Genomic DNA, 26,033 nt, shown 5'->3' with positions numbered 1-26,033 from the left:
CGATGTCCGGTTGGCTCACAGTATTCATTCAGCGAACATCCTTCAAAGGCCCAGCATGATTTGGCATAGTTCGATGCATCGAGACGAAAGGCTTTCCGATGACTGAAGACAACACTCACGGGTTCGAGCGGAACATCCCGCCCCGTCCCCAGACCCCGCCGACCCATAGCTGGCAGGATTCCTCTCGTCCGGATGATGGGCACGGTGGCTCAACAGGCTACGACGACGGCGCTTACTCCAGTGGTGCCTTCTACGGATCGGCACTTCCTCCGGCCACTCTGCCCCCGAAACGGGACAAGAAGCGCGTGGGAGCCGCAACGTTGGTCAGCGGAATGCTGGTCGCTGGCCTGCTGGGCGGCGGCGTGGTCGCTGGGGTCGACTACCTGGTGGAGCAACAGAGCCCACTTCCCGCCTCCACCGCCGGCCAGTCGCAGTCGGTGGTGGTCAATGACACCGAGAGCGTCAACGAAGTTACCGGCGCAGCGGTGAAGGCTTCCCCCAGCGTCGTCACCATCGCTGTCAGTGGTGCCGGCTCCGGCGGTTCGGGGTCCGGAATCGTTCTCGATAAGGAAGGGCATATCCTCACCAACACCCACGTGGTGACCCTTGGTGGCCAGGTGAGCGACGCGGCAGTGGAGATTCGTACCAACGATGGCAGGGTGTTCCCGGCCGAGATCGTCGGTACCGACCCGCTGTCGGATCTAGCGGTGATCAAGGTTGATGCGCCCGATCTGCAGCCAGCCACCCTCGCTGACTCTGACGCGTTGAACGTCGGCGACGTAGCCATCGCCATTGGTGCACCCTTGGGCCTCAGCGGCACGGTCACCGACGGCATTATTTCAACCCTGAACCGGACGATCAGTGTTGCGTCGTCGGCAGTACCTGAGGAACTTTCCGATGCCCCGGCCGAGGAAGAGGGCGACGGTTTCAACTTCCTGCCCCCGGAGGGCACCGAAACGCCGCAGACCCAGCCGCAGGGTTCCATCTACCTGAATGTGATCCAGACCGACGCCGCCATCAACCAAGGCAACTCGGGTGGTGCGCTGGTCGACGCTGACGGCAGCGTCATTGGCGTCAACGTTGCCATCGCCTCGGCGGGATCCGCCGAAAGCACCGGAAACATCGGTGTTGGTTTCTCCATCCCAATCAACTACGCGGAGCGGGTGGCCCAGGAGATTATCGCCAACGGCAGCGCGTCGCACGGCTTCCTCGGTGTGTCTGTCTCGCCGTCGGCCTCCGAAAACACCAACGGTGAAACCTCCTTTTCCGTCGGAGCGGAAGTTGCAGAGGTGACGGAAGGATCACCGGCGGCAACTGCCGGGCTGCAGCAGGGCGATATTATCACCAGCGTTGCCGGCCAGCCGATCAGTGACCCCCGTGGCCTGACCGCTGCTGTGCGGATGCAGGCCGAAGGGGATACCGTCCCGGTTGAATTCCAGCGCAATGGTGAACCTCAGACCGTTGACGTGACCGTGGGGCAGGCCGAAAGCTAACCCCGGGATTTAACGATACGCAGCAGGGCGGTCCTCCCCAGGGAGGCCGCCCTGCTGCGTATCTGGGCGCCCCTCGCGGGCACCGCCGATATGGTTAGCTAGGGCTAGGGCAGATCCCCGACGAGGAAGGCAGTCATGGAAGACGCATCGCACGCAGGCCTGGACATAGTGGTCCTGGTGAAGCATGTGCCAGACGCGCAGTTTGACCGGCACATCAGTGGTCAGGACCGGACCACCGACCGAAAGGAGAGCATCCTCTCCGAATTGGATGAGTACGCTCTCGAGGCAGCTCTGCAACTGGTTGAAGCCCACGGCGGCGACACCGCGGGACACCAGATCACCGCGGTGACCATGGGCCCGTCCGGCGCGGTCAGCGCGGTGAAGAAAGCCCTCCAGATCGGGGCTCATGCGGGTGTGCACCTCTGCGACGATGCCCTCGCGGGATCTGATGCAGCAGGGACCTCCCGGGCCCTCGCCGCTGTGCTCGCCCACCTCGGCACCGTCGACCTGGTGCTCACCGGGATGGCGTCCACCGACGGTGAAACCTCCCTGGTGCCCGCTCAGCTGGCGGAACGCCTCGACCTGCCCCAGGTGACGTTCGCCTCCTCGCTCGAACTGCGGCAGGGGGAGGGCACCTGGACCCTGACCGCGCGCCGGGACGGGGACGTTTACTCGGAAACAGTTGAGGCTACCCTGCCGGCCGTGGTATCGGTTACCGATCAGATCAACGAGCCGCGGTACCCCAATTTCAAGGGAATCATGGCTGCCAAGAAGAAACCCCTGACGACCCTGTCCCTTCAGGACATAGGAGTGGAACCAGGCGAGGTAGGCGCCGCTGGCGCCTGGACGACCGTGCAGACCGCGAATCCACGCCCTCCCCGCAGCCAGGGAACCATCATTAGCGACGACGGCGACGCCGGAATCCGGCTGGTCGATTTTCTGGCAGCACAGAAGCTGCTCTAGGCAAGCACCCTCATGTCGTACTCGATTACCGCGAAGGAGCCAGCGCAATGGCTACAGTTCTTGTTCTGATTGATCACCCGGGTGACGCCCTGCACAAAAGCCACCGGGAACTGCTGACTATTGCCGGAGCCATCGGTGAGGCTGCCGTGGCGTTTGTCGGTGACCTGCCGGACGCCGTCGCGCAGGAGTTGGGCGCACGCGGGGTCCGCACCGTCTATCGGCCCGCCGCTCCGGACGTCGAGGAGTATCTTGTGGCCGGTAAGGTCGCCTTCCTTACCGCTGCGGTGCAGGCTGCTGAGCCCACCGCCGTGCTGCTGGGGAACAGTTTCGAAGCCAAAGAGATCGCCGCCCGCGTCGGTATCAGGCTTTCGTCGGGGGTTATCACCGATGCCGTCGCCATCGGTGAGGATCTGACCGTCACCAAGTCGGTGCTGGCTGGCTCCTACGCCGTTGAAGCGAAGGTGACCGCCGGCACGCCGCTCATCACGGTGAAGGCGAACATTGTTGAGGCCAACGTTGTTGACGTTCCACCCGCGGGAGAGGGAGACCTCCCCAACCTCGTCACAGTGGAATGGGTGACACCCGCCCACACGGCCCGGATCACCGGGCGGACAGCAAAGGCAGCCAGTGGTCGGCCCGAGCTTACCGAGGCCAGGGTGATCGTGGCGGGCGGGCGCGGCGTCGACGGCGACTTCACTGCAGTCGAGGACCTGGCCGACGCACTGGGTGGTGCTGTCGGAGCATCCCGTGCAGCGACCGACGCCGGGTGGATTGAGCACTCGGCGCAGGTGGGGCAGACCGGGAAGACCGTCTCACCGCAGCTCTACATCTCGGCGGGGATCTCGGGAGCCATCCAGCAGAAGGCCGGAATGCAGACCGCCAAGGTCATTATTGCCGTCAACAAGGACGCCGACTCGCCGGTATTCGAGATCGCCGATTTCGGAATCGTGGGTGATCTGTTCAAGGTGCTGCCCCAGGCCACAGCCGAGATCATCAAGCGGAAGTCGTAACCCCCGTGTCGAGCAGCCCTGACCCGGGCAGCCACCGGGTCACCAGGGCGCTGTGTTTCGCAGCGCACCCCGACGACATCGACTTCGGTGCCGCCGGGACGGTGGCGCAATGGACTGCGGCAGGCGTCCAGGTGGATTACTGCATTATGACCGACGGCGACGCGGGCGGGTTCGACGCCGGGCAGCACGACACGATGGTGGAGTTGCGCCGAGGTGAGCAACGGGCCGCTGCCCAGCAGGTGGGGGTCCGGGACATCCACTATCTCGGTGAGCCCGATGGGTTCCTCGCCGTGTCCACTGACCTGATCAAGCGGGTGGTGGAGGTGATTCGGCGGGTCCGCCCCGATGTCGTGCTGTCCATGCATCCCGAACGCAACTGGGACAGGATTCAGAAGAGTCACCCGGACCACCTCGCCAGCGGGGAGGTGGTGACTCGTGCCGTGTATCCTGCAGCCGAGAACTCCTTTGCCTTCCCGGAGCTGGAGACAGCCGGGCTGGCCAGCCACAAAGTGGAGTGGCTTTGGCTCTATGCCGGACCCACCCACTTGGAGAACCACTTCGTGGACATCACAGACACTGTGGACGACAAGCTGCGCGCCCTGCATTCCCACAGCAGCCAGCACCCGGACGTCGCCCGGATGGATGAGGTGGTCCGTCAGCAACTCCAGGCGAACGCAGCCCGGGTCGGGCTCCCGAAGGGACGCAGCGCCGAGGTGTTCCAGGTGGTTCCGGTCAATACCCGCCATACCATTGCCGGGTTCTGATCCGGCAATGACTCAGGCCTCGAACGGGATCTCGGCGATTATCGGAAGGGTAGGCCGCTCGGATCCACCGTCTGGCTCGACGGTAATGGCAAAACCCATCGACGAGCCGAGCCCTTCGACCGTGGTGACCAGGGAATCTTCGACGTCGTCTCCGGTCATGGTGCCAACGGATACCGGGCCGGAACCGTCAGTGGGGACCCTCCACATCTGGTAGACCTTCCCCGCTGGCGGCGCTGGCACCTCATTGAGCGTGATCACTGCGGCGTCCTCTTCACGCGACATTTTCAGCTCCGCGGTGCCGCCTGCGGGAATGGTGAAGGTGGTCGACTGAAGGTCCTGCGCCCGCAATACTTCCTGCTCGACCGAGGTGGGCTGGAGGTTCTGTGCCACGCTGACGCCGCCAACGGTGATGACCACCGCTGCCGCAGCCGCCATCAGCCAACGCCCCACGGGCGTAGTCCGGCGCCGTCTGTCGCGTCGTTCGGCCAGTTCGTTGGTCGCAGGATCGCTGCCGTCGACGTGTGCGGAACCAGCGGGTGTGCCCGGTGCGGCCAGCTCGACCGGCAGTTGGGCGAGGATGCGATCCAGGAGGGCGGGAGGCGGTGTAACATCATCGACCACGTAGGCGCGTGCCAGAGCCTCCCGGGCGCCGCGGACGCGTTGATCAAAGGCTGCCCGCTGCGCCGGGTCGGCACCCGAGATGTAGTCCTCTATGGCGGTCTGCTCCGCGTCGCTCAACGCGTTCAGGGCATACAGCTCAGCCCAATCAAGCGCCCGGCCGGTGGCAAGGTCCTGTCTCAGATCGTCGGATGATCCGTTAAATAAGTTGTGGTCCTGCATCTCAGTTCACCCCCAAACAGGATTTGAGCCGGAGTAATCCGTCGCGGATCCTCGATTTAATGGTTGGTACTGCTACGCCGAGCTTCTCGGCGACCTCGCGGTAGGTCAAGCCGCCGTAGTAGGCGAGCTTCACGGATTCCTGCTGAGTATCGGTGAGCGTGTCGAGACACTTGACGACCGTCTCCGCCTCCAGCCGCTGGGTTACCGTGTCGACGACGTCGTCGTGATCGATGTCCTGCATGGCGGCGCCGTAGCGTGCCTCACGGTCGGTCGAGCTTTGCTCCGACCGAACCTTATCCACGGCCCGCCGGTGGGTAAGCGTCATCAGCCAGGCCATCGGCGAGCCCATGTCGGGACGGAACCGGTCGGCGAGGTTCCACACCTGAAGGTAGACCTCCTGGGTAGTATCCTCGCTGAGCTCCGGATCGATCAGGACCCGTCGCGCCAGGCCGTACACCCGACGGGACGTTTGTGCGTAAAACGCAGCAAACGCTGCCTGATCTTTCGCAGCTACTCGGATCAGGAGATCGGTCAGTGTTGCAGCGGCGTCGGGTTCAACGGCGAATCCACTCGCTGATGAACCGGCTGAGGTGATCCTGCTGGCTCGTGGCGTATCCATATACTCCAAGCATAGAGCGCCGCGACGGCGAATCTGTGCATGCGACCGCCCGGCGCGGATCAATTGGTCAGTGCCTCCCGCGTGCCTGCTCATCCCTATCACCGTCCTGATCTGTGTTCCGAGGACAGGGCCTTCACCACCCGTGTTGCTGACTCAGCGACACAACCAGATCACGTTTTGCTGTCACTAATCATTCGGAGCAGGCAGTGCGGGGGATGGGAGTGGTGGGGGAAGTTCCCGGGGGGCTGCTATTCCACGGTCTCCGCGACAGCGACCAGAGAGCGTCCGTCGAGGATGAACCCGTCGCCAATCCGGTCGGTGAACCGGGCACGAACCCGGTCGACGGCTCCGGGGTCGGCTGGCAGGAGGTGACGGAACATGGTGCCGTGAACCACCGCCCACGCGGACACCCCGTCCAGCGGCACATCGATCTGAATGGCATCGACTCCAACGGTGCTGAACCCGTTGCCCAAGAGCCAGTCTCCAAGCTTCTCGGGGGATGCCAGCCGGTCGATATTGACCATTTCCTGCTCGAACCGGGATGTACCCTGGCGGGAAGTTTCAACTGAACAGGCGTCCTCAAGGAGTTGCCGGAAGTCAGCGTGGGCGCCGGCATCCCAGGTGCTCAAGGCAATCCGCCCGCCGGGCCGCAGCTGGTGGGCGAGGCCCGCGGTGCCCGCCGTCAGGTCAGCGAAATGGGTCAGTCCATAACAGCACAGCACCACGTCGTAGGGGGCATCGGCGGTCCACCCGGTCACCTCCGTCGTGTCGAACCGTATGGTGGTCAGAGACATGGCGTCGGCTTTCGACCGGGCCAGGTCGAGCAGTTCCTCGGACGGGTCGAGGGCGTCAACCACTCCATCCGGCCCCGCCGATTGGGCTGCGGGGATGGTGCTGGCACCGCTGCCGCAGTAGACGTCAAGAACACGGTCGCCAAGCGCAATATCGGCTGCTGCAGCAACGGCGTTCCCCATCGGATTCCACAGCGCAGGAGCCAGACGCTCAAAATCGGCGGCACCGGGGGCGAACGCTTCTTTGGTGGGGCGTGGTGGCATGGAGGCTCCTTGTGAGGGTGGCATTAGAGGGCGGCGCCGTCGAAGCCGTGCTGCCGCCAGGCTTCATACAGCGCAATCGACGCAGCATTGGCGAGATTGAGCGAGCGCCGGGAGGGAAGCATGGGCAATCTGACCCGAGCGGTGATGTGTGGGTCCTGCTTGACAGCCAGGGGAAGACCAACTGATTCGGGCCCGAACAGCAATACATCGGTGGGCTGGTAGCTGATGTCGGCGTAGGGTTCCTCGCCATCCGAGGTGAAGGCAAACACCCGCTCCGGTGCGAGCGCCGCCCAGGCGCTCGCGAGGTCCTGGTGCACCCGCAGCACCGCCAAATCGTGATAATCGAGCCCGGCGCGACGGAGCTTCGCGTCGTCGAAACTGAACCCGAGGGGTTCAACCAGGTGCAGTTCGGCGCCCGTGATCGCAGCCAGCCGGATGGCGTTGCCGGTATTGCCGGGGATCTCGGGGGCATAGAAGAGGATGCGGAACACGTGACAATCCTAGCGCTCGGCGTACTGCAGCAACCGGCCCAGCGCCGGCAACTGCACCACATACGGCTGTGGTCCGCCGGCCAGGAATTTCTTCAGCTCGCGGAGGAGGGTGCCGGGGTTCGCCACATGGACGCTGGTCAAGGCGGACTTATCCAGCGACGGCGGGTAGTCGACGATCGGCTCAAACGGATTGCCCTGCCCGCCATGCAGCACGAGCCAGCCCTGGACGTTGCATTCGGGGAAGAGGTCCTGCACCCGCCGAACGGACTCGGTGATGCGCACGTCGCCAGTAATCCTGCCGTTATGACGAAGCGCGCTGCCATCCCAGCGGTAGTTCCCGGGAGGGGCCTGGAGGGAATCGATGACCGCCAGACGGTAGCCAGCCAGCACCGCGTGGCCGGCCTCGGTTGCTGCGTCGTCACCGAACCGCAGCCCGTTGACGAGCCGAGCCGCAGGGAAACCCGCCAGGAAGCGGTGTTCGAGTAGCGCTGCGGTGCGACGCTCGCCGTCATACCGTGCGCCGCCTCCGGACCCCAAGCGTGCGAAGAATCCGGGCTGCCGGGCGGTGCCGTGGATCTGGCTGCCGGCAAGGGTCAAGGGGATTACCGGTGGGCTCTGGGGGGAAAACGGTGGCTCATAGACCGGCTGCCGCGCGAAGGTCTCGTCATCGGCTGCCCGGTCGGGCGCGGGGGCCGCCGACCGGGAAGCGGTGCGTGCGGCTTCTGATGCACGCCGCGAGGCGCTTCCGCCGAGGCCCTGATCGTAGCGCCGTCGACGGTCGGGGTCGGCCAGGGTCTCGTAGGCGACTGCCACATTGTGAAACAGTTCAGCGTTGCCGCCAGCATCCGGGTGGGTTGACCGCGCGGCCCGGCGATAGGCGTCCTTCACCTGTTTGGCCGTCGCATCCGGCGACAACCCCAGGACGGCGTAATAGGTCCGGTCGGACGGGTTCGCCATGGGGGCCTTTCAGAGTCGACGGGTAGGCGTGCGGGATAGGGCGGGTGCGGCTGAAAGGCCGAGGCTCATCAGGGCAAGACTGTAGACGGTTTCCCGGCTGGCGACCAAATGGCCGCTGTAGCTTCAACGGCGGAAGAGTCCGATGCGTTCGGTAGCATCTTCACCATGATGATCAGTGGCGAAGATTGGTACGGCAAGGTACTCGACCGGGAGGACTATGCGGGGTCGCAGTTCGTCGACTGCGACTTCACCGAACTTCAGACCACCGGGTCCACCTTCAGCAAGTGTGTGTTCAGGAACGTCAAGTTCAACGTATCAACCCACACCGACGGCGCGTTCGATGGTTGCCGGTTCGAATCCTGCAGTTTCTTCGACTCAACGTTCATTGGTTGCCGGCTGACCGGCAGCACCTTCGTCTCCTCAACCCTGGTACCGCTAAAGGTAAGCGCCGGTAACTGGTCCTACGTGTCGTTTGTGCGCGCAGACCTGACCTCGGCGGACTTCTCCGAGGTGGTTCTGACCGAGGCGGACTTCACCGGAGCCAATCTCACCAAGGCATCGCTACGGAACTGCCGGCTTTCCAATGTCGAGTGGGGCGGTGTCGGGTTGCGTGATGCCGACCTGCGCGGCAGCGAACTGGGTGAACTCTCGATGGACAACCTGCAGTTGCGGGGCGCGGTGATTGACGTCGCGCAGGCCATGAGCATCGCCGAGGCCCTGGGCGCCGTGATCCGGTGAAACTGGCGGTCGCGATCAACCCCGCGGCGGGGGCCGGATCTGCGGAGCAGGCAGGAACGAGCGCAGTGGAAGCGCTCCGCGCCCACGGCCACGACGTCGTCGTCCTGGTCGAATCATCCTACGGGCAGCTCCTTGGGCTGGCCCGGGCGGCGGTGTCCGGCAACGGGGTGGATGCCCTGATCGTGGTGGGCGGCGACGGGATGGTGCGCCTGGGCGCCACCGTGCTGGCGGGCTCGGCGGTGCCGCTGGGAATCGTGGCCGCCGGCACGGGAAACGACGTTGCCCGGATGCTGGGCCTGCCGCTCAAAGACCCGCTGGCCGCCGCGGACGTCATCGAGAATGCGTTGCTGGCACCACCCCAACGCATGGATCTGGGACGAATCGGGAGGGGTGCCGGGTTTGGTGAGGTGCACTGGTTCGCGGGCGCCTGCTCAGCAGGATTCGACGCCGTGGTCAACGCCCGGGCCAACCGCTGGTCCTGGCCGAGAGGGAAAAGTAGGTACACCCTGGCCCTGCTGAGGGAACTGGCAGTCTTCAAGCCGATCAGCTACCGGCTGGTGGTTGACGGGACAGCGGAGTCGACCACCGCCATGCTGGTATCGGTGGCCAACGGGCGATCCATTGGCGGGGGCATGACCATCACCCCCGATGCGCTGCGCGACGACGGTGCGCTGGACCTGCTGGTGGTGTCGGCGATTTCGCGGATCAGGTTGATTGCAATGCTGCCCCGCCTCTTCGCCGGCACCCATGTATCGCACCCGGCGGTGCGGATCGAGAGGGTACGGTCGGTCACCGTGGAGGTGGAAGGGGTAACGGCTTTCGCTGATGGTGAGCCGGTGGGGGCCGCGCCGCTGCAGATCGACGTCGTTCCCGGTGCGCTGAGGGTGCTGGCCCCGGCGACCCGCCAGCAGTAGGGTGTATGCGGGAATGTGTCGTGTCACGCCGAAGCGGCTAGAATTGGCTGATGCCCGTGTACCTGGACCACGCGGCGACCACGCCTCTTTCGGCGCCCGCGCTCGCCGCACTTACCACTGAACTCAGCCGCAGCGGAAACCCTTCGTCGCTGCACGGCTCAGGCCGCCGTGCCCGCCGAGTGGTCGAGGACTCACGGGAGTCGCTCGCCGCCGCTGCCGGCGCACACCCCTCCGAAGTGATCTTCACCTCCGGTGGCACCGAAGGTGACAACCTCGCCGTGAAGGGCCTGTACTGGGCCCGCCGCGCAACGGATCCGCGCCGGCGAAGAATCCTGTGCTCCGCCATCGAACACCCGGCGGTGCAGGACACCGTCGAATGGTTGGCCAGACATGAGGGAGCACTCGTCACCTGGCTCCCCGTCGGCGCCGACGGAATCCTCTTGCTCGATGCCCTGCAGACCGAGCTCGACGACGACCCCGACTCCATTGCGTTGATCGCCGTGATGTGGGCCAACAACGAGGTGGGATCCATCCAGCCCATCGAGGCGGTCACCGCTGCGGCGGCCCGGCACGGCATCCCCGTGCACTCGGATGCCGTCCAGGCTTTCGGCTCCCTTCCGGTCTCGTTTGCCCACTCGGGCCTCGCCACCATGGCGGTCAGCGGCCACAAGATCGGCGGGCCGGTGGGCGTGGGGGCACTCTTCGTCGGCCGCGCTGTCACGCTCACACCCGTGCAGCATGGTGGGGGACAGGAACGGGACATCCGGTCGGGGACCCTGGACGCGGCCGGGATCGCCGCGTTTGCGGCCGCAGCCGCCCACGTGACCGGCATTCTCGCCGCTGAATCCGCCCGCATCGCCGCCCTGCGTGATCACCTGATCGGCGTCGTCGAGGCGGCAGTGCCGGAGGCGGTTCTGCGTGGGCACCGTACAACGAGGCTGCCCGGAAACGCCCACTTCACCTTCCCCGGCTGCGAGGGAGATTCGCTCCTGTTCCTCCTGGATCTGGTCGGGGTTGAGTGTTCCACCGGGTCGGCCTGCACCGCCGGTGTGCCGCGGCCGTCCCACGTATTGCTGGCCATGGGACTTACCGAGGCTGAGGCGAGGGGAGCCCAACGATTCTCCCTCGGGCATACCTCGACCCCCGCGGACGTTGACGCCCTTGGAGCGTCCCTGCCCGAGGCCTATTACCGGGCACGGCAGGCGGGCATGGCTGGCCATGCCTCAAGTATCCAAACAGCTGGAACAGGTTTTCAATCGTGAAGGATCATTCATGAAGGTACTCGCAGCCATGAGCGGTGGAGTGGACTCCGCCGTTGCCGCAGCACGTGCAGTTGAGGCGGGGCACGACGTCGTCGGCGTCCACCTTGCCCTCTCCCGCATGCCGGGGACCCTGCGGACCGGCAGTAGGGGGTGTTGCACCATTGAGGATTCGCGGGACGCCTGGCGCGCCTGCGACATTCTGGGCATCCCCTATTACGTGTGGGATTTCTCCGAGCGGTTCAAGGAGGACGTGGTTGACGATTTCATCGCGGAGTACGCCGCCGGCCGCACCCCCAACCCCTGTATGCGCTGCAACGAGCGGATCAAGTTTGCGGCGCTGCTGGAGAAGGCACTGGCGCTGGGCTTCGACGCCGTCTGCACCGGCCACTACGCGAAGGTTATCGAGGACAGCGACGGCAACCGTGAACTGCATCGGGCGGCCGACTGGGCCAAGGATCAGTCCTATGTGCTCGGCGTCCTCACCCACGAGCAGCTGAAGCATTCAATGTTCCCCCTGGCGGAAACCCCCTCGAAGGCCGAGGTCCGGGCCGAGGCTGAACGCCGTGGCCTGTCGGTGGCGAACAAGCCCGACAGCCACGACATCTGTTTCATTCCCGACGGCGACACCCGGGGGTGGCTGGCCGAGCGGATCGAGATGACCGACGGCGCGATCGTCGACACCAATGGCGAGCAGGTCGGCACGCACCCCGGCGCCAATGCCTTCACCGTGGGGCAGCGCCGCGGCCTGAAACTGGGCACCCCCGCCGACGACGGCAAGCCCCGCTTCGTGCTGGAGATCCGGCCGAAGGAGAACACCGTGGTGGTCGGTCCGGAACGCATGCTGGCCGTGGATCAGCTCCGCGGCATCAAGGTGTCGTGGGCCGGGGTGCCGATCGACGCCGTCGTCAACGGCGTGCAGTTCGACTGCATGGCGCAGGTACGCGCCCACGGCGATCCGGTGGACGCTGTGGCCTGGATGGAGGACGACGGCGCCGGACAGGCGGAACTCGTGGTCCGGTTGACCGAGCCGATGCGAGGCGTGGCACCCGGCCAGACGGTAGTCCTGTACCAGGGGACCCGGGTACTCGGTCAGGCAACCCTCGACTCGGCTCGCTCGCTGGAACGCCCCGAACTCCAACCGGCACACTGAATATGTCGACGCCGGATTAGTAGACGGTCGGCAACTGGTGTTTGACTTGGTGCATGACTGAATCGAGCAGCGGCTACAACCCGGCGGCAAGCTCACTCGCCGGGCAGGTACAGCCCGGGGTGATGGCCGAACTGTTATCAGTGCGGAGCAGTATCGACAATATCGATGCGACCCTCGTCTATCTCCTGGCCGAGCGATTCAAGGCCACGCAGCGGGTGGGAGTGCTGAAAGCTGAGCACCAGTTGCCGGCTGGGGACCCGGATCGCGAGGCGGCCCAGATCACCCGGCTCCGGGCGTTGGCCGAGGAAGCGAACCTTGACCCCGCCTTCGCCGAAAAGTTTCTGAATTTCATCATTTCCGAGGTGATCCGCCATCACCAGGCCCTGTCCGAAAATCGGCGGACACCCGGGGACACCGGTGGAGCCTAGCTCCGGCCAGGTCACCGCAACCGGGCTGGGGGACTGGCCAGGAACGGACCCGCTGGAGGCAGCGCGGGTGGTGCGCGGCGAACTCGGAGACCCCCATCTGCCCCACCTGGTCTCGCTGCCGCACCGCGGCGTGGGCAGCGACGCCGTCGGGCGCACCGCCGCCATCCTGGTGGAACTGCCAGTCGACCTGCAGCCGCACGGCTGGCGCCTGGTCGACCGGCCGGGCAAGGACCACCGTCGGGCGGCGTCGGCGCTGTCGACTGACCTGAACGTGCTCGGTGACCTGATCGGCACGGAATCCGTTCCAGCCCCGGCGCTGAAAATCCACCTACGGGGTCCGCTCTCGCTCGCAGCCAACCTGCACCTCCACAGCGGTGAACGGGCTTTGCTCGATGTGGGGGCACGCCGTGAAATCAGGGACTCCCTGACGCTAGGGGCAGCCGAGCTCATCACCAGGATCGGCACAGTTGCACCGGGCGCCCTGGTGCAGGTCCAGTTGGACGAGCCGGAGATTGCCGACATCCTGGCGGGCGGCGTACCGACAGCGAGCGGTTACCGGACCCTGCGCGCCGTGGCGGATCAGGAAGCAGCCGACGCTTGGGACAGTGTCGCCGCAGCAGTGCGCGACGTCGGGGCTGGAACAGTCGCGGTGTCCTTCCCCGCCGACCGCGCTCCGCTGGACGTACTTGCCAACAGTACCCTCACCGCCGCTGCGCTGCCTGTCGCGGGCTTGTCCATGGCGCAGTGGGAGCAGTTGGCCGGGCATCTTGAAGCGGGTGGCGAACTGTGGGCGGGTATCGTGCCAAGGCCGGGCGCAGTTCCCGGGGTGTCGACGCTGGCGGGTGCCGTGCTGACGCCATGGCGGATGCTTGGCCTACCCTTGAACAGGTTGGCTCAAGTGCGGCTGACCCCGGATACCGGGCTGGGCGATGTGTCCCCCTCGGCGGCGGCCAGCGTCCTGCGCCGGCTGACGCAGGCGGCCGACGCCTTGAACCAGGAGATGGCCAGCGCCTAGCTGCGCTTCTCCCAGTGCAGCGGCGTGGCCCCGGCAGGCAGCACGCCGTCGAAGTCGACGAGGTGATAGTCAAACGCTCCGGCGTACACCAGCAGGGTCCCGAGCTGCCGGTGGATCACCCTGGTCTGGATCCGGAACCGGCCGGCAGCATCATCCCACCACTGCTCCATGTAGGCCTGAGCGCCGACGACGTCGGGCACCGGAAGGCGCACGGGGCCAGCGAAGACGCGGGTCCGGGTCGAGATCATCCGCATCCGGCCGGCGGGTGTCACCGAGCAGGTGAGGTCCGTCAGTGTCAGCCGGTGCGCGCCCACATAGTCGAGGAGCCGCCCCTGCTCCTCGGAAGTGGTGTCCTCAAAGACGCGCTCGGTCTTGGCGAACTGCAGGATCCTACGTGCGGTGAGGGAGGCGCGGCCGAACGGGTCGGTGTGCGGATAGTTGGTGATGGAGAACGGGACGTTCGTTCCGTACTCGGGGAAAAACGAGTTCTCGGTGGCAGCCAACGTGAAGAACGGGCGGATGAACCAGGCGGGGCAGCCTGCCACATCGAAGGTGCCGCTACCCACCCCGGCTTTGCCAGCGCCAGCGTGGAGGCTGAAGTAGTCCTGCAGCTCGGGTTGCAGCCGGGTGAAGTCGGCGCCCAGGGCGCGCTGGTAGATGGACTGCATGTTAGAGGTCCCACTTTCGTCGTTCACTAAGCCAGTCGATCAGGATTCGTGCAGTAAATCTTTGGTGGGTGCGTAGGTGGGGACTGGTGGCCAGCTCCGGGCGTGCTCCGCTGCCGATCATGTAGGCGGCCAGCACCGCCAGCCACGCGTCGATGTGGTCGGGGTTGGCTGCAGAGCTCAGCGGTGACTTCGTTAGCCAGGGGGCGACGTCGATTCCGGCGTGGCGTGGATACACCAATAATGCCACCCAGTCCGCCCAGGCGGGACCGGTGGACAGGAAGTTCCAGTCGCAGAAGAGGGCCCGGGCTGGAGTGGAGCTGGCTACGCGGATGATGATGTTATCGGCGCGGAGGTCATTGTGCAGGACCGAGTCACCGGCGAGGGCTTCCCGGCCGAGTGACCCCAGCTCCCGAAGGTCAGCCAGGTGCGCCGTCGTCAGCCGGGGCAGGTAGGCGGGAGGCCCGCCGTTTAGGGCGAACTGCCCGAAAACGTCGGTGACGGCCCGGTCGCCGAAAAACTCGTCAACCATGGACCTGCCGGACAGGCCGGCAGGAAGGCCCGCGGGGAGCGCCGACAGAACCTCCGCCTCCCTCACATAGGCAGCAAAGATTTGGCTGTCGGTGGAGGGTGCCGCCTTTGCGAACTGGGACCGACCTGCGCCGGCGAGGACCGCTGCGAAACCGTTGGTGAAGCCGCCGCCGGCCGGTGCAGCGGATTCCACTGGTGCGCCTAGCACTGTGGCGAAGCGGCGGCGGACCGCAGCGGGCAGCGCAGTCCAGGGCAGGCGGTGCGCCGTCCGGGTGTAATCCACTCCGGTCGCCGGCAGCATCAGAGTCGTCCTGCCGCTTTGAGCCGGATATACATGTCGGCCAGCAGGGGCGGCAGCTCATGGGGGGTGGCGTCCACCACTTCGGCCCCGAACTGCCGGAGCTGCGCCGTGACTGCCGCCCGGTCGAGCAGCGCCCGTTCGGCCGCCGCCGCCCGGTATACATCGGCCGCCGACTGGCGCTCGCCGCGCATCTCTTCCAGCCGCGGATCGCTGACCGAGGCCACCACCACCACGTGCTGGGAGGTCAGCCCGGCGAGAACCGGTAGCAGACCCTCCTCTACAGATCCGGAATCCAGTGATGTCAACAACACGACCAGCGAACGGTGGGACGAAATGGAGCGCACCTGACCGGGTACCTGCGACCAGTCGGCCTCGATCAGTTCGGGGTCCAACGGCGCCATAGCCTTGACGAGAGAGTTCAGCAGGTTTCCCCTCGCCGCGGAGTCGACCCGGGCGCGTGGACGTCGGTCGAAGGCCAGGAAATCCACTCGATCACCCCCGCGCTGCGCGAGGACGGCGAGTAGCAGGGCGGCTTCCATGCTGGTGTCCAGCCGGGGTTCGTCGTCGATGCGGGCGGCCGAGGTGCGTGAGGTGTCCATGACAATGACCACCCGCCGGTCGCGTTCGGGGCGCCAGGTTCGCACCACCGTGTCGCGGCGGCGGGCCGTGGCGCGCCAGTCGATGGAGCGGACGTCGTCGCCCCTCACATAGTCGCGCAGTGAATCGAACTCGGTGCCGGCGCCGCGGATCTGCACGGCGGCCCGACCGTCGAGCTCGCGCAGCCGGCGAAGTTTGGAGGGCAGGTGTCGTTTGGAATGGAATGGGGGGAGCACACGGAGCAGGCCCGGCGTCGGGATGCTGACCTGTCGTGCTGCCAGCCCGAGGGGGCCGAAACTGCGAATCGTCACGTGTTCGACGCGGAGGTGCCCACGCCGTTCGGGGTGCAGCGTAATCACGAGTTGCCGGGATTCCCCTGCCGGAACTGAGACGTGCTGCACGGCGTCGACCGCCCCAGCGGAAGGCTGCCACGCTTCACGGACGTCGGCGCGTAGGCGGCGTCGGGAGTAGTTCCGGACGGTCAGCGTGCTGGTGCAGGTTTCGGTGAGCCGGACGCTGTCGGGCAGGGCCCGGCGCAGGCCTGCTGTGCGGGGAGAGGCGGCGAGGGCGAGGTCCAGTCCGGCGGCGGTCACCAGCGCGGCCGCCCAGATCATGATGGAGACCGCGCCGGGATACAGCGCCACGGGAAGTGTTCCAAGGAACGCCGCGAGCACGAATCGGCCGGTGATGGTCATGCAGGCGGGCCTTAGCGGGGGACGGGGACGGTGGCGAGGATACCCAGCAGGACGTCATCTACTTCGATGCCATCCATCTGGGCTTCGGGACGCATCGCAACCCGGTGACGCAGCGCTGGGAGGGAGAGGGCCTTCACATCGTCGGGCGTGACGAAGGTGCGCCCGGAGAGCCAGGCCCACGCCCGCGCAGTGTTCAGCAGCGCGGTGGCGCCGCGCGGGGAAACCCCCAGCTGGAAAGACGGCGCGGCGCGGGTGGCGCGCACCACATCGACAATGTAGGCGATAACCTCGGGCGCAATCGCTACCGACGCCACCGCGCGGCGGGCGTCGGCCAGGTCTTGTGCCGAGGCCACCGGGCGGACCCCCGCGGCAGCGAGGTTTCGAGGGTCGAACCCGGTGCTGTGCCGGCGGATTACCTCGATTTCGTCGTCACGGTCCGGCACCGACAGGGTGAGTTTCAGGAGGAACCGGTCCAGCTGAGCCTCCGGCAGGGGATAGGTCCCCTCATACTCGACGGGATTCTGGGTAGCGGCGACAATGAACGGCTCAGGAAGGGCGCGAGACACGCCGTCGACCGATACCTGCCGTTCCTCCATCGCCTCCAACAGGGACGCCTGGGTCTTGGGCGGTGTCCGGTTGATCTCATCAGCCAACAGGATGTTCGTGAACACCGGGCCCTCCCTGAAGGTGAACTCGGACCTCTGGGCCTCATAGATGAGGGATCCGGTGACATCGCCTGGCATCAGATCCGGGGTGAACTGGATGCGCTTGGTGTCGAGGCTCAGGGCAGCGGAGAGGGTGCGCACCAGCAACGTTTTCGCCACTCCAGGAACACCCTCCAGCAGCACATGCCCCTTCGCAAGTAGGGCAATCAGCATTCCGGTCACCGCTGCGTCCTGCCCGACGATCACCTTGGCCACCTCCGAACGAACGTTCAGGAGGGCCTGGCGTTCGGGGCCGGGGCCGTCAGCTGATACCGGTGAGTCCTGGTGAGTCGGGAACTGGTGGCTCATCTCGCGTCGATCTCTTTCTCTAGGGCGTCAAGGTCCTGGCTCCACCGCACGAGGTGGGAGTCGGAGGTGGGTGCGTCGGTGCGCAGGAGCCGGTCCAAATCAGCGGCGGACCGGTTGGTGTGCCGTGCCGCGGCGTCCACTACCTCGGTCACCGAGCTGGTGGCCGGGAGGCGAAGCCGGGCCGCAATCCGGAGGAGCGAGGCGGAGCGGAGATTAGCGGCCGCCCGGCCGATCGACGCTGAATCCTGGTAAAGCCGGGCCCGTCCCTCGGCGGTCTCGGCAGCGCGAACCACCACGGGGAGCGGTTCCTCCACGAGGGCACCCAGTCGGCGTCCCCGCCACAGCACTGCCAGCACCGCGGTTCCGAGGAGCCACAGCATGACCGGGTTCACCCACTCGGGAAGCAGCGTGAGCGGGTCAATCGGTGTGTCGCTGAGGGAAAGATCGGCTGCGGTCGGTTGATACCAGACCAGGACCGGACTGCTGCCGAGGGTGCGCAGGGCCAGGGCGGCGTTCCCGTCCTTCCCGATGGTCTCGTTGGTGAGGATGCTCCCGTTCCCCAGCGCCACGATCGCCTGATCGGCGGTTGCTGCATACGAGCCCGACGGCGGACCACCCTGGCCGGTGGTCGGCGGGAAACAGCTGTCGGCTGCGCGGTAGGCGAGCCCGCCGGCGGTGATACTTCCGGCGGCTACAGCATCCGCAACCTGGCAGGCAGCGGGTAGTGGCCCGTCCTCGGCATCGGGAATCAATCCTGCCTGTCGGATGTCCGGTGCCAGTGCGCCCAGCATCAGCGTGTCCGGTTCGATCAGCACCAACCGGTCGGCCAACCCGTTCAAGGATCTCAGCTGATCGGTGTCGAGCCACGAATCGGGGTCGTGCAGCAGCAGGGTTGCGCCTGCCGATGTCGCCGCCGCGGCTGCCTCCAGGGATTCCGACCGGATCACCTCTACGCCCCGCTCCTGAAGGACCTCGGCGAGGGCCATGGCACCCGCCGGCGCAGGGTTGATCGGCGAGAGTGCGCCGCCGTCCTGCCCTGATCGGCCGAAAAACCCCACCAGCACCACAGCGACCAACAGGATCCCGAGGATCAACCAGGGCGCGGCGCGGCGCAGGCTGGTCGCGGCGGTCTGACCGGCGGTTCCGCCGTCGCCAATAACCTCAGCGCTGTCCTGGGTGCCGATGGTCTGGGTCGCCGGGGAGGCCATCAGCGGGGTACCGCCAGATCCGGCGGCGACTGATGCAGCACGGGGCGGGCGCCCGAAAGCACATCGTCGATGGCGGTGGCCCGTTGGTAGTCGGATTGGTCGGCGGAGCGGTTGCCGTAGTGCACCTCGTTGAACCTTTCGGCCAGCCACGCTGTACCGTCACCCGCCGGGCCGAAGGCCGCCCTGAGCTGAACCCCCGTCTCTCCGGCCGTCCGGCCAGGCTGGCGGTCGATGATTCCCCGCTCCTCGGCGGACCGGATGACCGCCCGTAACCGTTCGGTAAAAGCAACGTCCCACTCGCCCGATCCCGCCGCAACGGTAGCGATTTGCCGATGCTCGCTAGCGGTGCGTGTTGTCGTTCCGGCGAACACTCCCGCGGTCGGCACGGTCCGCCGGGCGTTCAGGCGGGGCCTAATCAGCCACACCGCCACCGCGACCACTACCGCCGCACCAAGGGCCAGCACCAGGGTGCCCGGCCCGGCCTCAAGGGGCCGGAGCCCGGCGAAGACCGACCCAAGCCATTCGAGGATGGCTGTGGCGATGCGCTCGAGTAAGTTGGGCTCGGCCGCCTGGTACTGCCCTTTAGCGAGTTCGTCGAGGAGCCATCGGCGAGCTTCGTCGTCGTCGGGCACTACGGCGCTGGGGTTGGCCAACGGCACGGCGGAGGGGATTGACCGGATCAGCATGGCAGGGGCGGCACCCGGCTCAGGTTCCGTTTGCTGGCGGGGCGGAGGGATCGCCGGGACGGTGCCCAAAATGCTGCCCGTCGGGATTGGCTGACTGGCCTGGGATGGAAGTGAACCGACCGGTGTGTGCTTCCTCGTGTTCGCGCAGAAGGACAACGTCGAATCCTTCGCGCCGAATCCGCAGGTCGACATACAACAGGGCAGTAACCCCGGCCTGGAACGCATAGCCGATGGCACCGAAGACCGCGGTAATCAGCTGGGCGACAATAAGGATGGGGAGGGATTCCATCAGCTCCTCGCCCAGGGCTGCCGGGGAGTCGCTGAAGGACACGAACTGGGTGGCGAGCAGGCTCAGCGGGGTGGAAATCACGGAGGTGATGATCGACACGATGATGCTGGTCAGGATGATTATCCCGAAGGTCCGCCACCAGTTGCGGGTGGTGAGGGTCCACGACCGGCGCAGGGAGGTGAGCGGTCCGGCGCCTTCAAGCATGAGCACCGCCGGAGCAAGGACAAATTTGATGCTGAGCCAGATGATCAGGGCCAGCAAGGCGAGGAACCCCACCACGATGAGCCAGATCGAATCCTGACCGAGCACCGTCGCGAGTAGCACAGCGATCAACACCAGAATGGCGAGGCCGGCGACAATCATGAGCAACAGGAGGAATCCCAGCCCCAGTAACGGCAGAATCCGTCGGACGGCCAGCCTCCACAGCTGCGTAAAACCGGTGCGCTCGTTCAGCACCGCGCGGGCGATCGGGATGACCAGCACCCCTTGGAGGACAAGGACACCTACGCTGCTGAGCACCACAATCGCTGTACCGATGGAAATTGCCGAGGCGGCAAGTCCAGTGACCTGGTCCAATGAGGGGTTGTCCGGGTCAAGCTGCACAATCGAGCCGACCAGACCGACGGTCAGGAGCAGGGTCAAAACCGAAATCAGCACCTGGAAGAGGATTGCCGTGCCGAATGTTGCCAGCGGGTTCTTCCGGCAGGCCTGGAATGCGCCGTCGAGAATCTCGCCAAGCCCCAAGGGCCTTAGCGGAATGATGCCCGGCTTGGGCGGAGCCTGGTAGCCGCGGAACTGCCCGTGCGGGACACTCTGCCAGCCGGGCTGCGCCCCCCACTGGGGTACCGCTCCCGCGGGTTGCGCCTGGCCCCACTGTGTCTGCTGGCCCCACTGGGGATTGTGTCCCGGGGGGTGTTGCTGGCCCCATTGGGGTGCCCGATCGGAGGGTGGCTGAATGGGAGGCGCCTGATCGGGGGGTGGTTGGCCGTGTTGGCCGGGCTCGTTGTCTCGCGACCGATCGGCCGGTTCATCTTCGTGCGGATTGTTGGTCATCCTGTCCCCCCGGAACCTTCGTTCCACTCGTGAACCCGTCTCCTAGAACTATAGTTACCGGGAGGGTTTTCGGGGAACTTGCCCGCGGTGGGGCGCGCGGAACGCGGGCTCCGGTACAACATTGCGGCAGCAATAGGAGACTATGGAGATATGAAGGCACGCATTCTGGTCGTAGACGACGACGAAGCACTGGCCGAGATGATCGGCATCGTATTGCGCAACGACGGATTCGATCCCGTGTTCTGCGCCGACGGGTCCCAGGCGCTGGAGATATTCAGGAGTTCCAAACCCGATCTGGTGCTACTCGACCTGATGCTGCCCGGTATTGACGGGATTGAGGTGTGTCGGCAGATCCGCAACGAGTCCGATCTTCCCATCGTGATGTTGACGGCCAAGTCCGACACCTCCGACATTGTGCGGGGACTTGAATCCGGGGCCGACGATTACGTTCCCAAGCCCTTCAAACCAGCAGAACTGGTGGCCCGCGTCCGGGCACGGCTCCGTCCCGGCGACCAGAAGGCTCCCGAGACCCTGCGAATCGGTGAGGTCACTATCGACGTGGCCGGGCATTCAGTGGTCCGTGCAGGTGACCGTATTTCGCTGACCCCGCTGGAGTTCGACCTGCTGGTGGCCCTGGCGCGCAAGCCGTGGCAGGTCTTCACCCGGGAGCTATTGCTTGAACAGGTGTGGGGTTACCGGCACGCAGCAGACACCCGGCTCGTTAACGTGCATGTGCAGCGGTTGCGATCAAAGATTGAGCGGGACCCTGAAGCACCCGAGATTGTGTTGACGGTCCGTGGCGTCGGATACAAGGCAGGACAGGGGTAAGTTGGAGCACGCTTCAGCGAAGCTTTGGGGCAGGCTCAGCGACCTGACAGCGCAGGCCTGGGCGTGGCTCCGGGCGGTGCTGTCGCGTACGGCCCGGCAATGGCGCCGTTCCCTCCAATTCAGGACAGTCGTCTCCACCCTGCTGCTCACCGCCCTGGCATTTGCAGCCGTGGGCGCGTTCCTTTCCAACCAGATTGCCAGTGGACTCTACGAGGAACGCTTCGAACAGTTCAAGGCGGAGTCCAGCAACGGACTGACTGAGGTGGGGGCAATCTTCAGTAGCGCGTCGACAACCGACAGTGACTCTACGGTGCAACTGGTGGGCGACACGCTGCCCAGCCTTGAGGGTGGGGGCGCCGACGCACCCCGCCGTTTCATCCTGGCGATCGTTCCCGATCAAACCACCGAAATCTACGTCGCCCCGGTAGGCAGTGACAACCTGACGGAGTCCAGCGCGATCCCACCTGCGATGGTCGACTCCGTGCGATCCGGAAACGACCAGTATTGGTCGGCCACGTCATTCTTCGATTCAGGCGAGCGGGTGCCCGGTCTGGCATTCGGCACCAAGGTAACCCTGCCGCCAGCGCAGACAGAATATGCGCTCTATCTGATTTACGACCTGTCATCGATGCAGGCGACCCTCGATTACATTCACGGGGTGATTTGGATCGCCGGCATTCTGTTGCTCCTGATCATCGGGGCTATTGCGTGGTTCGTCACCCGGAGTGTAGTGGGACCAGTGAGCCATGCGGCACTGGTTTCCGAGAAGCTGGCCTCCGGTCAGTTGCAGGAACGGATGGACGTCAAGGGCGAGGATGAGGTGGCCCGTCTGGGCGCGTCCTTCAACCACATGGCCGAGAACCTACAGGACCAGATCACCCAGCTTGCTCAGCTGTCGCAGATGCAGCAACGATTCGTGTCAGACGTTTCCCATGAGTTGCGCACCCCGCTGACCACGGTGCGAATGGCCGCCGAAGTGCTTCATGACGCCAGGGCTAATTTCGATCCCATCAACCGTCGCTCAGCGGAAATCCTCTATAACCAGGTGGAGCGGTTCCAGGCACTCCTCGCTGATCTTCTGGAAATTTCCAGGTTCGACGCCGGAGCGGCGGTGCTCGATTCCGAGTCGGTCGACATTTTCCAGGTGGTCCGGCACGTCATCGACGGCGCCCAGCCGCTGGCGGACGCCTGCGGGTCTGAGCTGGCAATCATTTCGCGCGAGACTGAATGCCTGGTCGAGGTGGACCCCCGCCGGATCGACAGAATCCTGAGGAATCTGGTGGTGAACGCCTTGGAGCACGGTGAAGGGAAACCGGTGAGCATATATATCGCCTCCAACCCGGACGCCGTCGCCGTCGCCGTCCGGGATTATGGCATTGGGATGACGCCCCTTGAGGCCTCCCGGGTCTTCGACCGGTTCTGGCGTGCGGACCCAGCCCGCGCGCGCACCACCGGCGGTAGCGGACTCGGTCTGTCAATCGCGACCGAGGACGCCCACCTCCACGGCGCCTGGCTGCAGGCGTGGGGGTCACCCGGCAAAGGCGCCTGCTTCCGCCTGACGCTTCCGAAGGTCAGCGAGTCAGTGCTGAAGGTGTCACCGCTGCCCCTACCTCCCCGCAAGGGCGGACTACCTGAGCGGTCGTCGGTTGAGCCGCCTGGGTCTTTGCCACAGTTGAATACGATGGTTAAGGAATCCCACGATGCCCGCTAAGCACCGATTCGCGCGCCAGTCATTGGTATTGCTGCTCCTGCCGTTGCTGCTCGTCATGAGCGGATGTTCATCGATTCCCATCTCAGGCCCGGTCGGGGTCATCACCGTCGACGCGGGGTCTGGCACCTCCGATCCGTTGATCTTTAATCCGCTCGGACCCCGCCAGGATGCAGATCCCGAATCGCTGCTGCGATCCTTCGTCACCGCGGGGACGGGGGCCGCGGGGGATTACGAAATCGCCCGCGACTACCTCACCGATGAGTTCGCCGAGGAATGGCAGCCCGAAGACCGCATCATCATCTACAGTTCCGAACCGCAGATTTCGGCGACGCCCACCGAGGGGGCGTTCCAGATTCAGCTCGAAGTGGAGGGGACAATCAACGCCGAAGGAATTCGGACTGGTGCCGAAGCGACCACCACCGAGAGCCTCACCGCGGAGCTGGTGCAGAACGCTGATGGCCAGTGGCGGATTACCTCGATCCCTGATGGCATCATGATTTCCTCGACCGAGGCTGACCTGTTGCTGGAAACCTATAGCCTGTATTTCTACAGCAGCTCCTTCGAGCATTGGGTGCCGGATGTCAGGTGGTTTGTCAACCGGGCGGCCATTGCCGCGAACATTGTCGAGGCGATGCTCGAGGGCCCGGCACCCTATCTGCAGGGATCAGTCAGCAGCGCTTTCCCCGAAGGCACCACCCTCGGCGTGGAGTCGGTGCCGATTGTCAACGGCACGGCGACTGTTGACCTGTCAGCCAATATTCTTCAGGACACCAGCGACCTGATCCGTCAGCAGATGCAACAGCAGCTACGCGCTAACCTGGCAGGTTTGAACACCGTCAACTCGGTGCAAATGACGGTGGGCCAACCGGTCTTCCTCGGTGATGAGGTTCCGCATCCGAACCTCATCGTTCCGGTGGGAGACCCGCCGGTGGGCAACGAGCAGATTGTGGTGTCCGGGAACGAGCTGTTCCTCTACCAGACCGACCAAACCGTTCCAATCGAAGCGGTGCCGTCGGTAGCAGCCCTGGATCCCCAAAATCCTGCCATGTCCCCGAACGAGCCAGCCTTTGCCTTCCTCAACGGGAACCGTACCCGGCTGTACACCACGGGGCCGGAGGAAGAAATCCTCCTTGCCGGGACCGGAAAGAGCCTGACGGCACCGAGCTTCGACCCGAACAATTGGATCTGGACGGCCAGCACTCCTGCTGGTGGTGCCTCCACCGTCTCGGCAGTTCCTCCCGGTGGCACCCAGGACAGCGCCGTGTCGGTGACAGCACCCTGGCTTGCCGATGCCGCAGTGCTGGAGTTGAGGGTGTCCAGGGACGGTTCACGGGTGCTGGTGGTGACCGAACAGGACGGCGTCAGTCGAGTGCTGCTGGCCGGTATTGTCCGTAACAATGACCGGACGCCGCAGAGCCTGAGCGCCCCCCGTGAACTTTTCGCCAGTGGCCCGGTCAACACAGCGAAGTGGGTGAACGAGGACACCGTGATTGTCGCTGAGACCTCGGCGGAGGGCGAGGTGACGCCTGAGTTCCTCGGCCTCGACGGAAGAGCTAAGGCCTTGTCGCCGCTTGTCGGCATCACCCATCTCAGCGCGGGCACCGGCACCACCGCCGTGTTCGCTGCGACACCCGAAGGGGTCAGGAACAGGGTGGGGGAGACCTGGTCGGACGAACCGGTGGAGGGCGTCCAGGATCCAGCCTTTCCCGGCTGAGTCCGGGCCACTCGACTCGGCCCGCCCGACCCACGATCGCCGTCTGAAATTGTCCACATAGGCCTGGCTTGCACACCGGGCGACTCGGGGAACTGGCAGAGTCGCGGAATGGATGGTTTCCGATCCCGGTCGTGGGTCAGCATCACCGGTTATCTCGACGCTGCCCGACGACGGCCGAAGGTGCAGTATGCAGCCGGCGCCGTCAAGGACTCCTGGGCACTGCTGTTTCCCACCGACTGTGCGGTGTGCGGATCCTTCGCGGCCCCACTGTGTCCCGAGTGCCTCAGGAAAATCCGGAAGGCCACCGTCCATCCCTTGAGAGCCGAAGGAGGAGCCCCAGCATTGCCTCAAGCGCTGAGGCCCGGGTCAAAGGAGTCGACCGCCGGTATCGACGACCCGCTGCCGGTAACGGCGGCGGGCCACTACCGGTCGGCGCTGGCACGATTGCTCCTCGCCTACAAAAATCACCGTCGAACAACTATCGGCAGGCCACTGCAGGCTGCACTTGCCGGGGCACTGCACGCGGCCGTCGGAGATCTACGGGCGCGCGGTGAAACTGCCCAGATTCTCCTGGTGCCGGTGCCTGCCAAGGCATCGTCGGTGCGCCGGCGCGGCTACGATCCGCTCGGACTGCTCCTTGACGGACTGGCACGGCGCGGTGAACTTCCTGCTGGCTGTCATCCCGCCCGGTTAGTGCGGTATCGGGATGCAACCCATTCAGTGGCTTCGGCATTTGCCGGTCGTCGTCGACCGCAGCATCAGAAGGGATTGGGGCTGGCCCAGCGCCGCGCCAATGTTCGGTTCACCATGACCGTGCGGCGCACCCGGTACCGCATCCCGGGTGCGGTGTGTTTGGTGGTTGACGATGTGCTGACTACCGGGGCCACGATCGCCGAGGTGACGCGGGTCCTGCGGCTTAATGGTGCGCACGTGGCAGGGGCGGCAGTGGTTGCTGCCACCGAGCCGCCATCGCGCGCCGAAGGAAATTCGCGGAAAAAAACAACCACCGAAGGATGAATATCTGGGGCGGGTGAACTAACGTG

Annotated in this window: 26 protein-coding genes; 14 read left to right on the top strand and 12 right to left on the bottom strand. The window is 65.5% G+C overall.

Going from position 1 to position 26,033, the window contains the following annotated elements:
• Positions 1 to 98 precede the first annotated feature (98 nt).
• The 4 genes from ACX80A_RS01135 (at position 99) to ACX80A_RS01120 (ending at position 4,230) form a co-directional block, all read left to right on the top strand.
• Positions 99 to 1,493, top strand: a complete 1,395-nt coding sequence (locus ACX80A_RS01135; RefSeq protein WP_459257842.1) for a S1C family serine protease — start codon at positions 99 to 101, stop codon at positions 1,491 to 1,493.
• Between the two features lie 135 nt (positions 1,494 to 1,628).
• Entirely contained in the window at positions 1,629 to 2,456 is an 828-nt protein-coding gene (locus tag ACX80A_RS01130) for an electron transfer flavoprotein subunit beta/FixA family protein (protein WP_459257840.1), read from the top strand.
• Positions 2,457 to 2,503: 47 nt separating this feature from the next.
• The gene (locus tag ACX80A_RS01125) at positions 2,504 to 3,466 is read left to right on the top strand and encodes an electron transfer flavoprotein subunit alpha/FixB family protein (RefSeq protein WP_459257839.1); all 963 of its coding nucleotides are present in this window, start codon (positions 2,504 to 2,506) and stop codon (positions 3,464 to 3,466) included.
• Positions 3,467 to 3,471: 5 nt separating this feature from the next.
• Entirely contained in the window at positions 3,472 to 4,230 is a 759-nt protein-coding gene (locus tag ACX80A_RS01120) for a PIG-L deacetylase family protein (RefSeq protein WP_459257838.1), read from the top strand.
• Between the two features lie 12 nt (positions 4,231 to 4,242).
• On the opposite strand, the gene ACX80A_RS01115 is transcribed toward ACX80A_RS01120, so the two are convergent.
• From ACX80A_RS01115 to ACX80A_RS01095, 5 genes are all read right to left on the bottom strand, one after another.
• Complete coding sequence (locus ACX80A_RS01115; RefSeq protein WP_459257837.1) at positions 4,243 to 5,070, bottom strand: anti-sigma factor; 828 nt, start codon at positions 5,068 to 5,070, stop codon at positions 4,243 to 4,245.
• A gap of 1 nt (position 5,071) precedes the next feature.
• Positions 5,072 to 5,689, bottom strand: a complete 618-nt coding sequence (sigK, locus tag ACX80A_RS01110; RefSeq protein WP_459257836.1) for an ECF RNA polymerase sigma factor SigK — start codon at positions 5,687 to 5,689, stop codon at positions 5,072 to 5,074.
• A gap of 248 nt (positions 5,690 to 5,937) precedes the next feature.
• A complete protein-coding gene (locus tag ACX80A_RS01105; RefSeq protein WP_459257835.1) occupies positions 5,938 to 6,744 on the bottom strand; it encodes a class I SAM-dependent methyltransferase in 807 nt (268 codons plus the stop codon).
• 23 nt (positions 6,745 to 6,767) lie between these two features.
• Complete coding sequence (locus tag ACX80A_RS01100) at positions 6,768 to 7,235, bottom strand: tRNA (cytidine(34)-2'-O)-methyltransferase (protein WP_459257834.1); 468 nt, start codon at positions 7,233 to 7,235, stop codon at positions 6,768 to 6,770.
• A 9-nt stretch (positions 7,236 to 7,244) separates the two neighbouring features.
• The gene (locus ACX80A_RS01095) at positions 7,245 to 8,192 is read right to left on the bottom strand and encodes a J domain-containing protein (RefSeq protein ID WP_459257833.1); all 948 of its coding nucleotides are present in this window, start codon (positions 8,190 to 8,192) and stop codon (positions 7,245 to 7,247) included.
• A 108-nt stretch (positions 8,193 to 8,300) separates the two neighbouring features.
• Between ACX80A_RS01095 and ACX80A_RS01090 the strand changes: the two genes are divergently transcribed.
• From ACX80A_RS01090 to ACX80A_RS01065, 6 genes are read left to right on the top strand one after another with little or no spacing between them, the layout of a single operon-like run.
• Entirely contained in the window at positions 8,301 to 8,930 is a 630-nt protein-coding gene (locus ACX80A_RS01090; protein ID WP_459257832.1) for a pentapeptide repeat-containing protein, read from the top strand.
• Complete coding sequence (locus ACX80A_RS01085; RefSeq protein ID WP_459257831.1) at positions 8,927 to 9,844, top strand: diacylglycerol/lipid kinase family protein; 918 nt, start codon at positions 8,927 to 8,929, stop codon at positions 9,842 to 9,844. Before ACX80A_RS01090 ends, ACX80A_RS01085 begins: the two co-directional genes overlap by 4 nt.
• A 50-nt stretch (positions 9,845 to 9,894) precedes the next feature.
• Positions 9,895 to 11,106, top strand: a complete 1,212-nt coding sequence (locus ACX80A_RS01080; RefSeq protein WP_459257830.1) for a cysteine desulfurase family protein — start codon at positions 9,895 to 9,897, stop codon at positions 11,104 to 11,106.
• Positions 11,107 to 11,116: 10 nt separating this feature from the next.
• On the top strand, positions 11,117 to 12,256 hold the full coding sequence (mnmA, locus tag ACX80A_RS01075; protein WP_459257829.1) for a tRNA 2-thiouridine(34) synthase MnmA: 1,140 nt from the start codon (positions 11,117 to 11,119) through the stop codon (positions 12,254 to 12,256).
• Between the two features lie 53 nt (positions 12,257 to 12,309).
• Positions 12,310 to 12,684 (top strand): chorismate mutase, encoded by a 375-nt coding sequence (locus tag ACX80A_RS01070; RefSeq protein ID WP_459257828.1) that lies wholly within the window; start codon positions 12,310 to 12,312, stop codon positions 12,682 to 12,684.
• Positions 12,674 to 13,699 (top strand): uroporphyrinogen decarboxylase/cobalamine-independent methonine synthase family protein, encoded by a 1,026-nt coding sequence (locus ACX80A_RS01065; RefSeq protein WP_459257827.1) that lies wholly within the window; start codon positions 12,674 to 12,676, stop codon positions 13,697 to 13,699. Before ACX80A_RS01070 ends, ACX80A_RS01065 begins: the two co-directional genes overlap by 11 nt.
• Here ACX80A_RS01065 and ACX80A_RS01060 read toward each other — a convergent pair.
• Genes ACX80A_RS01060 through ACX80A_RS01030 form a run of 7 tightly spaced genes read right to left on the bottom strand, consistent with a single transcriptional unit; the run spans position 13,696 to position 20,737 of the window.
• Positions 13,696 to 14,367: a DUF4166 domain-containing protein gene (locus ACX80A_RS01060; RefSeq protein WP_459257826.1), complete on the bottom strand. Its 672-nt coding sequence runs from the start codon at positions 14,365 to 14,367 to the stop codon at positions 13,696 to 13,698. The genes ACX80A_RS01065 and ACX80A_RS01060 overlap by 4 nt on opposite strands.
• Before the next feature lies 1 nt (position 14,368).
• A complete protein-coding gene (locus tag ACX80A_RS01055) occupies positions 14,369 to 15,196 on the bottom strand; it encodes a hypothetical protein (RefSeq protein ID WP_459257825.1) in 828 nt (275 codons plus the stop codon).
• Entirely contained in the window at positions 15,196 to 16,488 is a 1,293-nt protein-coding gene (locus ACX80A_RS01050) for a DUF58 domain-containing protein (protein WP_459257823.1), read from the bottom strand. Before ACX80A_RS01050 ends, ACX80A_RS01055 begins: the two co-directional genes overlap by 1 nt.
• A gap of 11 nt (positions 16,489 to 16,499) precedes the next feature.
• Positions 16,500 to 17,501, bottom strand: a complete 1,002-nt coding sequence (locus ACX80A_RS01045; RefSeq protein ID WP_459257822.1) for an AAA family ATPase — start codon at positions 17,499 to 17,501, stop codon at positions 16,500 to 16,502.
• Complete coding sequence (locus tag ACX80A_RS01040; RefSeq protein ID WP_459257821.1) at positions 17,498 to 18,709, bottom strand: DUF4350 domain-containing protein; 1,212 nt, start codon at positions 18,707 to 18,709, stop codon at positions 17,498 to 17,500. The genes ACX80A_RS01045 and ACX80A_RS01040 overlap by 4 nt, the downstream gene beginning before the upstream one ends.
• On the bottom strand, positions 18,709 to 19,395 hold the full coding sequence (locus tag ACX80A_RS01035) for a DUF4129 domain-containing protein (RefSeq protein WP_459257819.1): 687 nt from the start codon (positions 19,393 to 19,395) through the stop codon (positions 18,709 to 18,711). The genes ACX80A_RS01040 and ACX80A_RS01035 overlap by 1 nt, the downstream gene beginning before the upstream one ends.
• Before the next feature lie 19 nt (positions 19,396 to 19,414).
• The gene (locus ACX80A_RS01030; protein WP_459257818.1) at positions 19,415 to 20,737 is read right to left on the bottom strand and encodes a DUF7847 domain-containing protein; all 1,323 of its coding nucleotides are present in this window, start codon (positions 20,735 to 20,737) and stop codon (positions 19,415 to 19,417) included.
• Between the two features lie 150 nt (positions 20,738 to 20,887).
• On the opposite strand from ACX80A_RS01030, the gene mtrA reads away from it, so the two are divergent.
• The 4 genes from mtrA (at position 20,888) to ACX80A_RS01010 (ending at position 26,007) form a co-directional block, all read left to right on the top strand.
• Complete coding sequence (gene mtrA, locus ACX80A_RS01025; protein ID WP_171584106.1) at positions 20,888 to 21,565, top strand: MtrAB system response regulator MtrA; 678 nt, start codon at positions 20,888 to 20,890, stop codon at positions 21,563 to 21,565.
• A gap of 1 nt (position 21,566) precedes the next feature.
• Positions 21,567 to 23,276, top strand: coding sequence for an MtrAB system histidine kinase MtrB (gene mtrB / locus ACX80A_RS01020; protein WP_459257816.1), 1,710 nt, complete (start codon positions 21,567 to 21,569; stop codon positions 23,274 to 23,276).
• Positions 23,266 to 24,990: an LpqB family beta-propeller domain-containing protein gene (locus tag ACX80A_RS01015; RefSeq protein WP_459257815.1), complete on the top strand. Its 1,725-nt coding sequence runs from the start codon at positions 23,266 to 23,268 to the stop codon at positions 24,988 to 24,990. Before mtrB ends, ACX80A_RS01015 begins: the two co-directional genes overlap by 11 nt.
• Before the next feature lie 108 nt (positions 24,991 to 25,098).
• The gene (locus ACX80A_RS01010) at positions 25,099 to 26,007 is read left to right on the top strand and encodes a ComF family protein (protein WP_459257814.1); all 909 of its coding nucleotides are present in this window, start codon (positions 25,099 to 25,101) and stop codon (positions 26,005 to 26,007) included.
• Positions 26,008 to 26,033 lie beyond the last annotated feature (26 nt).

The organism is Arthrobacter sp. TMN-50 (assembly GCF_054511125.1).
This window is presented reverse-complemented; position numbering and strand designations above follow the sequence as displayed.

Excerpts from the sequence above, each read along its gene's own strand:
- ACX80A_RS01135 (WP_459257842.1), top strand. The coding sequence starts at position 99 with ATGACTGAAGACAACACTCACGGGTTCGAGCGGAACATCCCGCCCCGT.
- ACX80A_RS01130 (WP_459257840.1), top strand. The coding sequence starts at position 1,629 with ATGGAAGACGCATCGCACGCAGGCCTGGACATAGTGGTCCTGGTGAAG.
- ACX80A_RS01125 (WP_459257839.1), top strand. The coding sequence starts at position 2,504 with ATGGCTACAGTTCTTGTTCTGATTGATCACCCGGGTGACGCCCTGCAC.
- ACX80A_RS01115 (WP_459257837.1), bottom strand. The coding sequence starts at position 5,070 with ATGCAGGACCACAACTTATTTAACGGATCATCCGACGATCTGAGACAG.
- sigK (WP_459257836.1), bottom strand. The coding sequence starts at position 5,689 with ATGGATACGCCACGAGCCAGCAGGATCACCTCAGCCGGTTCATCAGCG.
- ACX80A_RS01105 (WP_459257835.1), bottom strand. The coding sequence starts at position 6,744 with ATGCCACCACGCCCCACCAAAGAAGCGTTCGCCCCCGGTGCCGCCGAT.
- ACX80A_RS01095 (WP_459257833.1), bottom strand. The coding sequence starts at position 8,192 with ATGGCGAACCCGTCCGACCGGACCTATTACGCCGTCCTGGGGTTGTCG.
- ACX80A_RS01090 (WP_459257832.1), top strand. The coding sequence starts at position 8,301 with ATGGCCGCTGTAGCTTCAACGGCGGAAGAGTCCGATGCGTTCGGTAGC.
- ACX80A_RS01080 (WP_459257830.1), top strand. The coding sequence starts at position 9,895 with ATGCCCGTGTACCTGGACCACGCGGCGACCACGCCTCTTTCGGCGCCC.
- mnmA (WP_459257829.1), top strand. The coding sequence starts at position 11,117 with ATGAAGGTACTCGCAGCCATGAGCGGTGGAGTGGACTCCGCCGTTGCC.
- ACX80A_RS01070 (WP_459257828.1), top strand. The coding sequence starts at position 12,310 with ATGACTGAATCGAGCAGCGGCTACAACCCGGCGGCAAGCTCACTCGCC.
- ACX80A_RS01060 (WP_459257826.1), bottom strand. The coding sequence starts at position 14,367 with ATGCAGTCCATCTACCAGCGCGCCCTGGGCGCCGACTTCACCCGGCTG.
- ACX80A_RS01055 (WP_459257825.1), bottom strand. The coding sequence starts at position 15,196 with ATGCTGCCGGCGACCGGAGTGGATTACACCCGGACGGCGCACCGCCTG.
- ACX80A_RS01050 (WP_459257823.1), bottom strand. The coding sequence starts at position 16,488 with ATGACCATCACCGGCCGATTCGTGCTCGCGGCGTTCCTTGGAACACTT.
- ACX80A_RS01045 (WP_459257822.1), bottom strand. The coding sequence starts at position 17,501 with ATGAGCCACCAGTTCCCGACTCACCAGGACTCACCGGTATCAGCTGAC.
- ACX80A_RS01040 (WP_459257821.1), bottom strand. The coding sequence starts at position 18,709 with ATGGCCTCCCCGGCGACCCAGACCATCGGCACCCAGGACAGCGCTGAG.
- ACX80A_RS01035 (WP_459257819.1), bottom strand. The coding sequence starts at position 19,395 with ATGCTGATCCGGTCAATCCCCTCCGCCGTGCCGTTGGCCAACCCCAGC.
- ACX80A_RS01030 (WP_459257818.1), bottom strand. The coding sequence starts at position 20,737 with ATGACCAACAATCCGCACGAAGATGAACCGGCCGATCGGTCGCGAGAC.
- mtrA (WP_171584106.1), top strand. The coding sequence starts at position 20,888 with ATGAAGGCACGCATTCTGGTCGTAGACGACGACGAAGCACTGGCCGAG.
- ACX80A_RS01015 (WP_459257815.1), top strand. The coding sequence starts at position 23,266 with ATGCCCGCTAAGCACCGATTCGCGCGCCAGTCATTGGTATTGCTGCTC.
- ACX80A_RS01010 (WP_459257814.1), top strand. The coding sequence starts at position 25,099 with ATGGATGGTTTCCGATCCCGGTCGTGGGTCAGCATCACCGGTTATCTC.